Source organism: Salinibacter altiplanensis (assembly GCF_002894645.1).
GTDB classification, from domain to species: domain Bacteria; phylum Bacteroidota; class Rhodothermia; order Rhodothermales; family Salinibacteraceae; genus Salinibacter; species Salinibacter altiplanensis.
In genome coordinates this window covers 341480-355774 of the sequence record NZ_NCQY01000009.1, presented here as the reverse complement: position 1 = coordinate 355774, position 14295 = coordinate 341480, and the positions used below count along the sequence as shown (strand labels likewise).

14 protein-coding genes are annotated in these 14295 nt (G+C 63.5%); all 14 read left to right on the top strand.

All coding sequences use genetic code 11. The features are described from left to right. Nucleotides 1–83 precede the first annotated feature (83 nt). The 14 genes from B7R93_RS04785 (at nt 84) to B7R93_RS04720 (ending at nt 14281) form a co-directional block, all read left to right on the top strand. Nucleotides 84–761, top strand: coding sequence for an NADH-quinone oxidoreductase subunit NuoE family protein (locus tag B7R93_RS04785; RefSeq protein ID WP_103019680.1), 678 nt, complete (start codon nt 84–86; stop codon nt 759–761). Between the two features lie 107 nt (nt 762–868). Beyond that, the gene (gene nuoF / locus B7R93_RS04780) at nt 869–2230 is read left to right on the top strand and encodes an NADH-quinone oxidoreductase subunit NuoF (RefSeq protein ID WP_103019679.1); all 1362 of its coding nucleotides are present in this window, start codon (nt 869–871) and stop codon (nt 2228–2230) included. A 37-nt stretch (nt 2231–2267) separates the two neighbouring features. Further along, nucleotides 2268–2678 (top strand): hypothetical protein, encoded by a 411-nt coding sequence (locus tag B7R93_RS04775; protein ID WP_157942198.1) that lies wholly within the window; start codon nt 2268–2270, stop codon nt 2676–2678. Beyond that, complete coding sequence (locus tag B7R93_RS04770) at nt 2675–3112, top strand: hypothetical protein (protein WP_103019677.1); 438 nt, start codon at nt 2675–2677, stop codon at nt 3110–3112. Before B7R93_RS04775 ends, B7R93_RS04770 begins: the two co-directional genes overlap by 4 nt. Before the next feature lie 18 nt (nt 3113–3130). Next, on the top strand, nt 3131–3802 hold the full coding sequence (locus B7R93_RS04765) for a Uma2 family endonuclease (protein ID WP_103019676.1): 672 nt from the start codon (nt 3131–3133) through the stop codon (nt 3800–3802). A 57-nt stretch (nt 3803–3859) separates the two neighbouring features. Continuing rightward, on the top strand, nt 3860–5599 hold the full coding sequence (locus B7R93_RS04760; protein ID WP_103019675.1) for an NADH-quinone oxidoreductase subunit G: 1740 nt from the start codon (nt 3860–3862) through the stop codon (nt 5597–5599). A 96-nt stretch (nt 5600–5695) separates the two neighbouring features. Then, nucleotides 5696–6661 (top strand): DNA-methyltransferase, encoded by a 966-nt coding sequence (locus tag B7R93_RS04755; protein ID WP_198598583.1) that lies wholly within the window; start codon nt 5696–5698, stop codon nt 6659–6661. 345 nt (nt 6662–7006) lie between these two features. Then, nucleotides 7007–7510 (top strand): hypothetical protein, encoded by a 504-nt coding sequence (locus tag B7R93_RS15195; RefSeq protein WP_157942197.1) that lies wholly within the window; start codon nt 7007–7009, stop codon nt 7508–7510. A gap of 140 nt (nt 7511–7650) precedes the next feature. Continuing rightward, nucleotides 7651–7977 carry a nucleotidyltransferase domain-containing protein gene (locus B7R93_RS04745; RefSeq protein ID WP_103019673.1) on the top strand — a complete coding sequence of 109 codons (327 nt, stop codon included), beginning with the start codon at nt 7651–7653 and terminating at the stop codon, nt 7975–7977. A gap of 229 nt (nt 7978–8206) precedes the next feature. After that, complete coding sequence (locus tag B7R93_RS04740; protein WP_232798018.1) at nt 8207–8746, top strand: DUF421 domain-containing protein; 540 nt, start codon at nt 8207–8209, stop codon at nt 8744–8746. An 88-nt stretch (nt 8747–8834) separates the two neighbouring features. Beyond that, complete coding sequence (locus B7R93_RS04735; RefSeq protein WP_103019672.1) at nt 8835–10538, top strand: NAD+ synthase; 1704 nt, start codon at nt 8835–8837, stop codon at nt 10536–10538. Nucleotides 10539–10601: 63 nt separating this feature from the next. Continuing rightward, a complete protein-coding gene (locus B7R93_RS04730; RefSeq protein WP_103019671.1) occupies nt 10602–11339 on the top strand; it encodes a signal peptidase II in 738 nt (245 codons plus the stop codon). Between the two features lie 158 nt (nt 11340–11497). After that, nucleotides 11498–13312: a translation elongation factor 4 gene (gene lepA / locus B7R93_RS04725; protein WP_103019670.1), complete on the top strand. Its 1815-nt coding sequence runs from the start codon at nt 11498–11500 to the stop codon at nt 13310–13312. A 93-nt stretch (nt 13313–13405) separates the two neighbouring features. Further along, nucleotides 13406–14281, top strand: coding sequence for a hypothetical protein (locus B7R93_RS04720; RefSeq protein WP_103019669.1), 876 nt, complete (start codon nt 13406–13408; stop codon nt 14279–14281). Nucleotides 14282–14295: the final 14 nt, after the last annotated feature.

The following is a 14295-nucleotide window of genomic DNA, read 5'->3' as shown; positions in this document are numbered from 1 at the left end:
GCGGGGGCCGAGCGGGGAGGGGCTCGGCACGCGCCACTTCACTTGCGCCCAGGCATTCGCCATTCGAAAATCCATCCTCGAACATGTCTAGTTTCGACGTCCAGCAGCCCGTTGTAGAGCTCCCAGACCAGAACCCCGACCCGGACTTCTCGGACGAGGAGCTCGTGTGGACCAGCGAGGAAGAGGCGCAGATTGCGGCCTGGAAGGACCAGTACCCGGAGGATCAGGCCGCCATCATGAAGGTGCTGTGGCTGGCCCAGGAGAAGTTCGGCTACCTGGCGCCGGAGGTGATTCAGTTGTGCGGGGACACCCTCGACATGACGTTCACGCAGGCCTACGGCGTCGCCACCTTCTACCACCAGTACTTCAAGGAAGAAAAGGGCACCTACGTATTCGACGTATGCACCTGCTTCACGTGCCAGGTGTGCGGGGGCTACGACATTCTCCACTACCTGGAGGAGAAGCTGGGCATTCACGCCGGGGAGACGACCGACGACGAGATGTTTACGATCCAGGAGGCCGAGTGCCTCGGGGCATGCGGCTCGGCGCCCATGATGGAGATCACGAACGGCGTCTACGTGCACAACCTCACCCCCGAAAAGATCGACGACCTCGTCGAGAGCCTGCGCGCGGGGGAGGTGCCTTCGTTTACGTCCATGACGCTGCCGCAGGATGAAGAGGAGCTGGACGGCAATCGGCGCACCGACGTCGAGAATACAGAGACGTACCAGACCCAGCCGCGAGGAGAGCACATGGAATGATTCGTGGGAAGTGAAGGGGGACGCGTGAGAGGAGGCTTGCCTCACGCCTTCACGGTTCACGTATCACGTCTCATTCGTCATTCGACACTCGCAATTCGATACTGCACATGGACACGAACGGAATGCCCCAAAGTCCGGCCGGCGACTGGCGCTCGTACGAGCGGATGCTCCTGCCGCCCATTCAGGACCTCCACGAGCTGAACGTATACGAGGAGCACGGGGGGTACGACCGCCTTCGGCGCGTCCTAGAGGACGACGAGTTCGCCCCGGGGGACGTCACCGATGCGGTGAAGGCCTCCGGGCTCACCGGGCGCGGCGGCGCCGGCTTCCCCACCGGGATCAAGTGGACCTTCATGCCGGAGCCGGACGACCGCCCGCGCTTCATCGGGGTGAACGCGGACGAGAGCGAACCCGGTACCTTCAAGGACCGCCAGGTGATGGAGTACAACCCGCACCTGATGCTCGAAGGCATTCTCCTGGCCGGGTACGCCCTCCACATCGACACCGCGTACGTGTACATCCGGGGTGAGTACACCGACTGGATTGTGCACCTGAAGAAGCAGCTACAGAAGGCCTACGAGGCCGGCTACGTGGGCGAAGACATCATGGGCTCGGGCTTTACGATGGACATTGTCCTCCACAAGGGCGCCGGGGCCTACATCTGTGGGGAGGAGACGAGCCTGATGGAAAGCCTGGAGGGCAAGCGCGGATATCCCCGCTACAAGCCGCCCTTCCCTGCCCAGAGTGGCATCTTTGGCTCGCCCACGACCATCAACAACGCCGAGACGCTGGCCCACGTCCCGCTCATCGTGGAGCAGGGGGGCGAGGCGTACTCGAACATCGGGGCGGGCGACATGCCGGGGCCGGCCCTCTACGGCATGTCCGGCCACGTGAAGAAGCCCGGGGTCTACGAATTTCCGACGGGCATGCCGCTCACGGACCTGATCCACGACGTGTGCGGCGGGATGGCGCGCGACAAAGCGATGAAGGCCTTCGTCCCCGGGGGCTCATCGACGCCACCGATCCGCGCCGAAAACATCGACGGCCTCACGATGAATGACGAAAGCCTTGGCGAGGTGGGGTCGCGGACGGGCACGTTCTGTCCGCTCGTGCTCGACGAGGAGACCGACATGGTGTCGTTCCTCCGCCGCGTGGCGCACTTCTACCAGGACGAGACCTGCGGGCAGTGCACGCCGTGCCGCGAGGGAACGAGCTGGCTCGAGAAGATTCTTGCCCGCATCGACGAGGGCGAGGGACGCATGCGGGACATCGACCTCCTCCTTGAGCTCTGCGACAACATGGACGGCGGCCGCACGATCTGCGCCTTTGCGGACGGCGCCGTGGGGCCGGTACGGGCCACCGTCAAGCGCTTCCGTGACGAGTTCGCGGCGAAGTGCCAGGCGTCCGTCCACCCCGTCAGCACCGACGTGTCCGCCGGGGCCGAGTCGGCCGTGGCGGCGACGGAATAGCACGCGTGTTCTCGTCGACTGAACTCGTCCCTTTGCCATGTCCACCGAGACTTTGACTAGGCGCTCCATCGTGGATGCGCTCGATGAGCTTGGAGAGCGAAACTCCCTGAGCTACGCCCAGCGCACGGCCTCCGACGATCCGTGTTACCCACCCTCCGTCGTCGCGGAACGCCTGGAGTCGCTCCGTCGAGATCGGCAACTCGCGTGGGGAATGCTCGGCCTCGCGGGAGTTGCCGTCGCGTTTGTCTGTCTCGGCATCCTCTTCGGATGGCCGGTAGAATTTGCCGTTGGCTTTCTTCTTCTGGGCGCTCCCGCTCTGACGGGGGGCGGCATTCATAAACTTTCCTACGGCGATCGCGCCGAGCAGCTGTATGAGGTCTTGCGCCGGATCGGCGGTGTGCCTGAAACGGAAACGGTTCCCCAATCGTCCGTCGTGGAGGTCGCATGACGTCCCTCTCCCGCCTCTCGGTACTTTGCTGTGCAGCCGTTGGCCTTCTGGCGGGCGGGTGTACAGAACCGTCTGGGGATCCCTCCCAGGCCCAGAAGAGCTACGGACGTCCTGTTGACGCGACCGACGCCATTCCTGCCCCCGCCGTCGCCGCCGAGGCGACCCTCTACACGGGACCCCCAGTTACTGTGGACGGCCGCGTCGCGAGCGTAATGCCAGACGGCTGCACACTGTACCTGATGACCGGCGATGGCCCGCCGCTGCGCGTGGACACGACTCGCCCGGATGAGGGCACGTGCGCGTGGCAGGTGCCTCCGGAGACCGACGGCTTTGCTGTGGCCGCCGGTACACTCCGCGCCACGGGCGATACGCTCCGCCTGTCCGCGAACGGTGTGCGGGTGACGCCCGTTCGAGCTTCCCATCCGGATCCCTAATCTCCAGTATACAGTCTCATGGTGACCGCACCCCGACCGCAGGGAGGAAGTAGTCCCCGGGCTGCGACCCAGCCTGCTCCGCCGCCGTCGATTGCCCATCGCGTCGTCAACGACGAACCAATTCCGCGGGAAGAGTACCTCACGCGCGAGCAGGAGCGTGAAGAACGCTGCGAATACGTTGACGGATGGATGATCAGTATGGGTGCCGCGAGTTGGCCCCACAGCACGATCACTTCCAACATTGATCGAACGCTTGGCAACCAACTACTGGATACGGATTGTCGCACTGCCTCCCGTGATCTCAAGGTGGCACTTCCCTCCGCCAACAAAAACGCGTTTCCGGATCTGGTGGTTGTTTGCGGAGGCCCTGCCTTCGATCCTGACCAGAGCACCCTTCTTTTAAATCCCCAGATCGTCGTGGAGGTGCTCTCGCCGTCCACAATGGACTACGACCGCGGCGAGAAATTTGCTCGCTACCGGCAGATGGACACCCTCCAGGAATACCTCCTCGTCGCCCAGGACGCGCCCCACGCCGAACACTACGTCCGGCAAGACGACGGGAGCTGGCGCCTTACCGACACCGACGGGCTCGACGCCACAATCACGCTGCCGTCGGTCGAGGCTGAACTTTCCCTCTCCGAAGTCTATCTTGACGTGTTCGAGGAGGACGAGTCCTCAGAGGCCGAGTAACAGACAGTCCCCCAACGCTGACCGCGAACTCCCCAACGCCCAACCCCGAACGCCGACATGCCGATCGTCACCGTCGACGGAACGACCTACGAGTACGAGGGAGAGCAGAAGCTCCTGCAGTTTTGCCTGAACCAGGGCATCGAGCTGCCGCACTTCTGCTACCATCCCGCCATGTCCATCCCGGCCAACTGCCGGCAGTGCCTCGTAAAGGTGGGCATGCCGAAGGAGGACCGCGAAAGCGGCGAGGTGGTGCGCGACGACGAGGGGGAGCCCGAAATCCAGTACTTCCCGCAGCTGCAGGCCAGCTGCACGGTGGACCTTCGGGACGGCATGGTGGTGAAGACGCACCGGACCAGCGAAGAGGTGGACCAGGCGCAGACCGACAACCTGGAATTTCTGCTGACCAACCACCCGCTCGACTGTCCCATCTGCGACCAGGCCGGCCACTGCCCGCTCCAGATCCAGTCCTACAAGTACGGGCCGGAGGGCTCCCGCTTCGAGTTCCGAAAGGTGCACAAGCCGAAGCGCGTGAAGCTGGGCCCCCGCGTGACGCTCGACGCCGAGCGCTGCATCAACTGCACTCGGTGCACCCGCTTCACCGACGAGGTGTCGGAGAGCAACCAGCTCACCATCGCCAACCGGGGCGTCAAAAACCACCCGATTACCGCTCCGGGCGAGACGTTCGACGACCCCTACTCGATGAACACGATCGACATTTGTCCGGTGGGGGCCCTGACGTCGGCCGACTTCCGCTTCAAGGCGCGCATCTGGGAGATGAGCTCCACGCCGTCGATCACGACGACCAACGCCACGGGCGCGAACTGCCACTACTGGGTGCGCGACAACCAGGTGCTCCGCATCACGCCCCGGCAGAACATGGACGTGAACGAGTACTGGCTGCCCGACGAGGACCGGCTCGTCTACAACAAATTTAATGACAACCGCCCGCCCGGCCCGCACATCCGCCGCGACGATGCGCGCACGCAGAGCAACTGGGAGCAGGTCTACGCCCGGGCGGCCTCGCTGCTCGGCAGCGCCGACCCGGAGCGCATCCTCTTCCTCGGCTCCGCCTACGCGACGGTGGAGGACAACTACCTGCTTACCCAACTCGCCGAGGCCGTGGGGGCCGACGCGCCGCGCTACCTCCCGCACGTGGAGCCCGGAGCGGGCGACGACTGGCTCATCACCGACGACAAGACGCCCAACGCCGCGGGCTGTGAACGGCTCGGCATCCGCCCGGTCGACGAAGAACTGGTGGGCTCACAAATTAAGGGCGACGAGTACGACCTGCTTTACGTGCTGGAGGACGATCCGGTGAGCGCCGGCCTCTGCACGGCGGACGACCTGGCCGACACGGACGTGGTGCTTCACTACTACAACACGACCAATGAGACGCTGTCCCGCGCCACGGCGGCCCTCCCCGCGGCGATGGTTGTCGAGACGGTGGGCACCTACGTCAACCAGGACGGCCGGGCCCAGCGCGTGCGCCCCGCGAAGGAGATTCAGGGCGTCAACCGCACGCTCATGATGGAGATGGGCACCAACCGCGAGGACGAGCACGGCACGCCGTTCGACCGCTGGCACAACGACGAGAACCGCATCAACTGCAAGCCCAGCTGGGAGATGCTGCCCAAGATCGCCCAGCGCTACGGCACGGACATGGACTATCCGAAGGGGCCGGAGCAGATCATGGACGAGGTGCAGTCCACGATGGCAGCCTTCGAGGGGGCCACCTACGACGCGATGGGGCTGAAGGGCGTCCCGCTCGAAGACGTGGAGGCGGGAGAGGCGGTGTAAAAATGGAGTCCATTTCATTTCTCGGCTCCACACATTATTCTAACATATCTGGAGCAAAGCTCCTTTCTGCTGTTCTCTCACACGACTTGGAGCACCATGAGCACCGCCAGCAAAACGGATGAGCGATCCGTCGAGGAAATTATGTCTGGAGGCGAGCCGTCGCTCGAAGAGAAACGACGGGCAAAAGAGCTCGCGTGGTCGAATGGGGAGCAGCCCGATGAGACGACCCACACCATCCACGACGGAGACGCGCGGAAGGTCCTGGACATCGTCTCATCGCCGGTACAGCTCGTCGTCACCTCTCCGCCCTACTTCAATCTCGTCGACTACGAGGACACCCAGCAGGGAAATGCTCAACTTGGGCATCGGGAGGAATATGAATCTTTTCTCGATGAGTTGGACAAGGTGTGGCGGCAATGTTTTGAATTGCTGGCTCCGGGGGGACGTATGTGCGTCGTCGTGGGGGACGTCTGCCTCTCGCGGCGCGAGGCGGGACGGCACCGGGTTCTCCCGCTCCATTCCGACATTGCAACCCGGTGCCGGGAGATTGGGTTCGACTACCTGACGCCGATCCTCTGGTCGAAAATTGCGAATGTCACAACGGAAGCAGACGGTCCTGCCCGCTTTCTCGGAAAGCCGTACGAGCCGAACGGCATCATCAAGAACGATGTTGAGTACATTCTTTTTCTGCGAAAACCCGGGGGCTATCGGCAGCCGACGACAGCGCAGCGTGCACTGAGCCTGCTTGATCCCGAAGACCACCGGAAGTGGTACCGATCTATGTGGACGGATATTGGAGGAGAAAGTCGGACACTGGGTCATCCGGCACCCTTTCCCACCGAGCTAGCATATCGGCTCATCAAAATGTTCAGCTTTGTCGGCGACACGGTCCTCGATCCATTTTGGGGGACAGGATCGACCACCGCCGCGGCCATCAAGACGGTTCGGTCGAGCATCGGAATCGAAATCGAGCCAGAGTATCTTCGTACGGGGAAGGAACGGTTGTCACAGACAGAGGCCTTGACGCCAGCACGCATCAACTTCCCGGGTCTACCTCAGTAGAGGCGGGTTCACTACCGAGCGAGCAGTCCATAGTTGGCTGCACTGAAAAAAGCCGATTTCGGACGACTTCAACCCCATTCAAACGCCACAAACCGGTCTTTTCTGCGTCACACAGACCTTTTTTTAGCGGACCCATAGTTATACATTACAATGCTGCTTCTAAGCAAGTTTAGGGATGTTTTCGAGGGAGGTATTTATCGACATCGATCGTCGACCATCGGCGACAAACTATCCCGCCAATTTTACGAAGACCTCTACAATCTTGGTCGTTCTGTCAAGTTTAATCAACGAGTCAACAACCAAAATTGTGTTGTAAATACAAAAAATCGAGTAACTGGAAAAAGTATGCGTCGTGGAGATGGAACTTTCGGAGAAAAAGTTGCCTCTTCTAATGCTAATAAAAAGACAAACTTTAATGTTGCGAAAGGACCCACTGTGAACGTGCAGATTGGAGTAGAGGTGAAAATTCTTGCGACTGCAATGATTAAACAGATAGATAGAGTTATTAACGATCTGTTCAAGCAGGCTAGGGAGTTCGAGCGAGTAACAAGTGACGCGATATCTGTAGCAGTCGTAGGGGTAAACCACTCATCTAAGTATACCTCACATGAGGGTGATAGGACATACGACAAACCCGGGAGTGGCCCCGCTCCGTCTAAGGAGGCGTCCAAGGCTATATCTGAGCTAAAGTCCAATGCCACCCAGTATTTTGACGAATTTCTTATAGTCCCTTTTGAGGCTACAAACAGATCCCCTTATCCCTTTTCATGGGTTGACAAAAGAGCAACTACGAACAAGTATAGTGCTGTCTGTCAAAGAACCCTCACCGAGTACGATTCGCGCTTCTGAAAGGGAAGGAAACGCACCATTAGCACCGGGTACGTGTGATTTTCTGCCGATAATTTTGGAACAGCTTCGCTCGTGCCCATGAAAATCGCACTTGCCCAGATCAACCCCACCTCGGCAACCTTGAGGACAACCGAGAACTCATTCTCGACTGTGCCCGCCGGGCGCACGACCGCGATGCCGTCGTCGCCGAAATTCGGCAGACACTCCGCCAACACCTCCCTTCGCTCCGCGAGGAGTACGGAGTGGAGTCCCTTACCGTGTTCGGGTCGTACGTGCGCGGTGAGCAACACCCCGACAGCGACATCGACCTTCTTGTCACGTTCGACGACCCGCCCGGGCTGCTCGCCTTTATCGAGCTTGAGCGGACGTTGAGTGATCTCCTTGGGCAGTCCGTGGACCTCGTTACGGAGAACGCCCTCAAGTCCCGAATTGGGGACCGCGTACAGGAGGCGGCCGAGCCAATCTGACCGCCCGGTCCTCCGTTGACCCCCTTGAGGATATCCTCGATGCCACCAAGAAGGCCCAGGAGACCGACAACGATGCCGTCATGGAGAAGGTCGACCAAGACGGGCATGTGATCGGCGTCTCCATCCTCAACGTGAGCCAGAATGAGTCCGAGGTCCCCGTGTCGATACCGCTGCGCGACGCGGCGGCGTAGCGTCTCATCGCGTCCCTTCGTCTCGTCTCGACACACCAATGATCGACTGGACCTGGATCCGAGCAGCAGAAGACGCGCCGCTCATGATCGTGTGCTCGGCGGTGGCGCTGTACGTGTTGCTCATCCTGTACACCCGGCTCGTGGGGCTGCGCAGCTTCTCGAAGATGAGCGGCTTCGACTTTGCCATCACCATTGCCATCGGGTCGATCCTCGCCAGCGTCACGCTTTGGCAAAAGCCGACGCTTCTGGAGGGCGCCGTCGCGCTGGGCGTGCTCTTTGGGCTGCAATTCGTGGTGGGCAATCTCCGAAAGCGACTCCCCGGCGCCACGGCCCTCGTCGACAACACGCCGCTCCTCCTCATGGACGGCCCCGAGGTGCTGCGCGACAACCTGCGCCGTGCAAATGTGACCGAGACCGACCTGCGGGCCAAGCTCCGCGCGGCGAACGTGACGCAGCTGGAGCAGGTGCGGGCCGTCGTGATGGAGTCGACCGGCGACGTGTCCGTGCTCCATGCCCCGCCGGACGCTCCGCCCATCGACGACGTCCTGCTCACAGACGTGCAACAGGAACCGAGATAGCGGGCCGGGCCTGTGGGCGGAACGCACCATCAGCACCGAGCGTGTCCATTCCTCTGTGGATCATTCCAATACAGTGTCGCTTGCGCCCATGAATATTGCTCTGGCCCAGATCAACCCCACCATCGGGGACCTGGAGGGCAATCGCGAGAAAATCCTCGACTATGCCCGGCGGGCGGACGACCGCGGGGCCGACCTTGTCGCTTTCCCCGAGCTTTGCGTGACGGGGTATCCGCCCGAAGACCTGTTGGAGAATCCGTTTTTCAAGGACGCGGTCCAGCGCACGGTGGATCACCTGGCCGGGGCCCTGCCGCCCCGCCTCGGCGTTATCATCGGCGCGCCGGTGCCCAACGGCGACCGGTTCGGCAAGCCCCTCCACAACGCCGCGCTGCTTCTGGAGAACGGGGCCGTGCAGGATCGGGTCTACAAAACCCTCCTGCCGACCTACGACATCTTCAACGAGGACCGTCACTTTGAGCCCGCCGAGGAGCGGCGCCTCCTCGAATGGCGCGGGGTGCGCATCGGGCTTCACGTCTGCGAGGACATGTGGAACGTGCACCAGCCCGAGGGGGTCGACCAGAGCGAGCGGTACGAGTGCGATCCGGTGTCCGAGCTGGCGGCCCTCGACCCGGACCTCTTTATCAACATCAGCGCCTCGCCCTTCTCGATCGGGAAGCACGAGGTCCGCGACAAGCTCGTCGAGCACATCTGCCGTCGCCACGAGCGCCCGTTTTTGCTGTGCAACCAGGTGGGGGCCAACACCGAAATTATCCACGACGGCGACAGTCGCGTGCACGCCGCCGACGGCACGCAGGTGAAATGCGCGGCCTCCTTCGAGGAAGACCTGCTCGTCTGGGACACCGAGTCCTCCCCGGAGGCCTGCACGACCGACCGGAACACGACTGCCGACCTGCACGAGGCCCTCGTCCTCGGCATCCGCGACTACTACGAGAAGACCGGCATCTTCGACAAGGCCCTCATCGGCCTCTCAGGGGGCATCGACTCGGCGGTCACCTGTGCTCTGGCCGTCGAGGCCCTGGGCCCGGAGCGCGTGGTGGGCGTCACCATGCCCTCCCACATCTCGTCGGCGGGGTCCGTCACCGACTCTCAGGCGCTTGCCGACAACCTGGGCATCGCGTTCAAGGAGATCCCGATCGAGCCGGCGGTCGACGCGTTCGACGAGATGCTGGCCGATGAGTTCGCGGACACCGAGCCCGGCGTGGCCGAAGAAAACGTCCAGTCTCGGGCCCGAGGCGTGACGCTCATGGCCCTGTCGAACAAGTTCGGCCACCTGCTGCTGTCGACGGGCAACAAGAGCGAGGTGGCCATCGGGTACGTCACGCTCTACGGCGACACGAATGGGGGCGTGGCGGTGCTGAGTGACGTGCTCAAGACGCGCGTCTACGAGCTGGCCCACCACATCAACGCGCGGGCCGGGACGGACGTGATTCCGCAGAACACGATCGAGAAGCCCCCCTCCGCGGAGCTGCGGGAGGACCAGAAGGACACCGACACGCTGCCGCCCTACGAAACGCTCGACGCCATCCTGAAGCGGTACGTGGAGCAGAAGAAAGAGCTGAGCACCATCGTCGGAGAGACGGGCCTCGACGAAGACCTCGTGCGCAGCGTGCTGCGGCAGGTCGACCAGAACGAGTACAAGCGTCGCCAGGCGCCCCCCGGTCTCCGGGTCACCGAGAAGGCCTTCGGCATCGGCCGCCGCATTCCCATTGTCATGGAATGGGACCGCGAGGCCATGGAGGCGCTCGCCGGCGAGGAGCCCGTCTCGAACCTGTAGTATTGGAGGGCCGTCGTGATGCTGAGACTGACTCCTTCCCCTTCCACACCTCTCCCCCGATTGATGCGTGTCTTTTGGATCACTGGGGCCGTCGTGCTCCTCGACCAGGCCGCCAAGGCGACGGTGCTCCAGTTCATGTACCGCGAGCAGTCCATCCCCCTGCTCGGCGACTGGCTGCGGCTGACCTTCACGGAAAACCCGGGCATGGCGTTCGGCATCACGATTGGGCCAACCGGAACCGTGACGGTTCTCTCGCTCGTGGCCACTGTGCTCGTGGGGGCGTACATTTACCAGGTGCGCAACGACTACGCGCCCTACCGCTGGAGCCTGGCCTTTATCCTCGGCGGGGCCCTGGGCAACATCATCGACCGCGTCTTCTACGGGGTGCTGCTCGACTACGGCCCCTACTTCGCGGGGCGCGTCGTCGACTTCATTCACGTGAGCCTCTGGCAGGGCTTCATTCCCCGGGTCGTGCCGGTCGTTGGGGGAGCGTACATGGAGCTGTTTCCCATCTGGAACGTGGCCGACATGTCGATCGTCCTCGGGGTCGTCGGGGTCATGGCCTTTCACCAGTCCTTCCACGAGGGCCGGATCGCGAAGCGCCGGGCGGCACGTGCCGGCGGGCGAACGTGGCGGCGCCCCGCGGCGGTCTTCTCGGACTTGGACCTGGATGCCCCCCCGCCGGCCCCCTCGGCCCTGATGCAGACAGACGCCCCAGCGTCGCGCGACGAGGCGGCCTCCGGAAACGGGTCCGCGTCGGCCTCCTCCCGGTCGTCGGCCGTCTCGGAAACGCAACTCTAGTCGCTCCGGCGAGCGGAACGGGCGACCCGTCGTGCAACGTGAGGAACGGTGGCCCGTTACACGCACCGTGAATTGAGGGCCCCGTCCGGGCCTAGCCCACTGGCCCGGCCGTCCCGTGGCCCTTCACTGGACGCCCACCCGATGGCCCTTCGTGCCTCATGCCTGACCTTTCGACGATCCGCAACTTCTGCATCATCGCGCACATCGACCACGGGAAGAGCACCCTGGCCGATCGGCTCCTGGAGCGGACCGGAACCATCACCGAGCGCGAGATGAAGGAGCAGACGCTCGACGATATGGACCTGGAGCGCGAGCGGGGCATCACCATCAAGAGCCATGCCGTGCGCATGCGGCACACGGCCGCGGATGGGGAGGAGTACACCCTCAACCTGATCGACACACCGGGGCACGTCGACTTCACCTACGAGGTGAGCCGCGCGCTCAAGGCCTGTGAGGGGGCCATCCTGCTGGTCGACGCGGCGCAGGGCATCGAGGCGCAGACCATTTCCAACCTGTGGTTGGCCCTGGAGCAGGACCTGGAGATCATCCCCGTGATCAACAAGATCGATCTGCCGGTGGCCCGGCCCGACGAGGTGGCGCAGGCGCTGGAGGACCTGATCGGCGAGCCCGCGGAGGACATCCTCCAAATCAGTGCCAAGACGGGCGAAGGGGTCGACGAGATGGTCGACCTGATGATCGATCGAGTGCCGCCGCCGTCCGGCGACCCGGACGCGCCCCTACGCGCCCTTATCTTCGACTCCATCTACGACTCGTACCGAGGGTCCGTCGTCTACGCCCGGATCTTCGACGGCACGCTGGAGGCGGGCGACACGATGCAGTTCATGTCCAACAAGAAGCAGTACGACGCCGAGGAGATGGGCATCCTGCGGATGGGGCGGCAGGAGGTCGACACGTTCACGGCGGGCGACGTGGGCTACATCATCGGGTCCATCAAAGACATTCAAGATGCGCGCGTGGGGGACACCATCACGAAGGCCCACGACCCCGCCGACGAGCCCATTCCGGGCTTCGAGGAGGTGAAGCCCATGGTCTTCAGCGGCATCTACCCCACCGAGACCGACGACTTCGAAGAGCTGCGCGGCGCGCTCGAAAAGCTGCAGCTCAACGACGCCTCGCTCACGTACCAGGCCGAGAGCTCCTCCGCCCTCGGATATGGCTTTCGGGTGGGCTTCCTGGGCCTGCTCCACATGGAAATTATCCAGGAGCGGCTGGAGCGCGAGTTCGACCTCGACATCATCACCACGGTGCCCAATGTGGAGTACAACGTGGAGGTCGACGAGAAGGGCGAGCGCACGACCGTGCGGGTTGACAAGCCCGAAGACATGCCGCACTACGGCGACATTGAGGCGGTGCACGAGCCGTACGTGAAGGCCGACATCATCACCCCGAGCGACTACATTGGCAACGTCATCGAGCTTTGTGAGAAGCGGCGCGGGGAGTACGGGAGCCAGCGCTGGCTCGACGGGCAGACGGTGAAGCTGGAGTACGAGCTGCCCCTCGCGGAGATTGTCTTCGACTTCTACGACAACCTCAAGAGCGCGAGCCGCGGCTACGCGTCGTTCGACTACGAGCTGCTGGAGTACCGCGAAAGCGACCTCGTAAAGCTCACCATTCTGATCGACGAGAAGCCGGCCGAGCCCCTCTCCACCATCGTCCACCGCGACTCGGCCCACGAGGTGGGGCGCAAGCTCGCCAAAAAGCTCAAGGACGTCATTCCGCGGCAGCTCTACGAGGTCCCCATCCAGGCGTCGATTGGGCGCCGCATCGTAGCCCGCGAGACGATCAAGGCGCAGCGCAAGGACGTGACGGCCAAATGCTACGGCGGGGACGTGAGCCGCAAGAAAAAGCTGCTGGAGGAGCAAAAGGAGGGCAAGAAGCGCATGAAACAGATGGGGGAGATCGACGTCCCGCAGGAGGCGTTCCTCGCCATTCTCTCGGTAGATGAAGACTGAGAGTCCTCGTCCCCTGCAGGCCCCCGTGCCGGCCACCGGTCCTCGGGGGGCAGAGCGCCACTTTTCCTCTCGCCCCGGCACGACGACCCGAGCATGAATCACCCGCCCGGACGGCATCCGCAGAACAGCCTTCTCTCCGGCGTCATGTGTGCCGTTTGCGTGCTGGGATGGAGCCTCTCGGGGGCGGGGCTCGTGGGGCCGGCGGCCGCCCAAACGACCGGGGCGGAGGGGCCCCTCATCGAGCGCTACCAGGCGGAGCGGACCCGCGCCCTGGCGCGCCGGCACTTGCGGCAGCAGGGGCGATGGCCCGCGCATCCGCCCGCGCGACTCCCGATCCCTACCGATTCGCTTCGCCTCGTCCGTCCCGCGTCCTCGTCCCCCGCGGCCGACGCCCCGCCGTTTGCACTCGACGATGTGCGGCCCGTGCGGCACCTGGAACGGAGCTGGTTTCGAGAGCAATTCGCGGACACGGAGTGGGCCTTCCTCGGCGCCGGCGCCGATCACACCTTCCTCGACACGACCCGCACCCCGACCCTTCGGGCCCGCCTGCAGGCCGAGTTTGGAGACCCAACGCAGACGCTCGCCGACGCCCCACTCGACGACTCCCTGACAGGCCGGCCCCAGTTCGAGTACTGGTTCGTGGTCAACGATTCGATCCCGGTGCAGGTCATGGACGGACGGGGGCCCAAGGGGCGTGGGCTCGTCGTGGCGGCGGACCGGGCGTATCGCGACCGGCTTCGGGGCCTGCGGGATGCTTTGCTTGCGCCCCTCCGGGAAGCGGACACGGCGCCGCACGTGGACTACTACTACGACGAGCGTCGCGAACGGTGGTACCGCACCGGGTTCGACGGCCGGTCGTTCTTCCTGAGTCCGATGTCCCGCGGGGACATCGTGCCGGGGCGCCGCCCCCGCCTCGATACGGTGCACACCTCTGAGACACCCGCTGCGTCGCACTCCTCAACGCCGTGATCCGGCAGTGAGGC

Coding starts and splice junctions, on each gene's coding strand:
- B7R93_RS04730 (WP_103019671.1), top strand. CDS start 10,602: ATGCGTGTCTTTTGGATCACTGGGGCCGTCGTGCTCCTCGACCAGGCC.
- B7R93_RS04755 (WP_198598583.1), top strand. CDS start 5,696: ATGAGCACCGCCAGCAAAACGGATGAGCGATCCGTCGAGGAAATTATG.
- B7R93_RS04760 (WP_103019675.1), top strand. CDS start 3,860: ATGCCGATCGTCACCGTCGACGGAACGACCTACGAGTACGAGGGAGAG.
- B7R93_RS04770 (WP_103019677.1), top strand. CDS start 2,675: ATGACGTCCCTCTCCCGCCTCTCGGTACTTTGCTGTGCAGCCGTTGGC.
- B7R93_RS04775 (WP_157942198.1), top strand. CDS start 2,268: ATGTCCACCGAGACTTTGACTAGGCGCTCCATCGTGGATGCGCTCGAT.
- B7R93_RS04740 (WP_232798018.1), top strand. CDS start 8,207: ATGATCGACTGGACCTGGATCCGAGCAGCAGAAGACGCGCCGCTCATG.
- lepA (WP_103019670.1), top strand. CDS start 11,498: ATGCCTGACCTTTCGACGATCCGCAACTTCTGCATCATCGCGCACATC.
- B7R93_RS04720 (WP_103019669.1), top strand. CDS start 13,406: ATGAATCACCCGCCCGGACGGCATCCGCAGAACAGCCTTCTCTCCGGC.
- B7R93_RS04785 (WP_103019680.1), top strand. CDS start 84: ATGTCTAGTTTCGACGTCCAGCAGCCCGTTGTAGAGCTCCCAGACCAG.
- nuoF (WP_103019679.1), top strand. CDS start 869: ATGGACACGAACGGAATGCCCCAAAGTCCGGCCGGCGACTGGCGCTCG.
- B7R93_RS04765 (WP_103019676.1), top strand. CDS start 3,131: ATGGTGACCGCACCCCGACCGCAGGGAGGAAGTAGTCCCCGGGCTGCG.
- B7R93_RS04735 (WP_103019672.1), top strand. CDS start 8,835: ATGAATATTGCTCTGGCCCAGATCAACCCCACCATCGGGGACCTGGAG.
- B7R93_RS15195 (WP_157942197.1), top strand. CDS start 7,007: ATGCGTCGTGGAGATGGAACTTTCGGAGAAAAAGTTGCCTCTTCTAAT.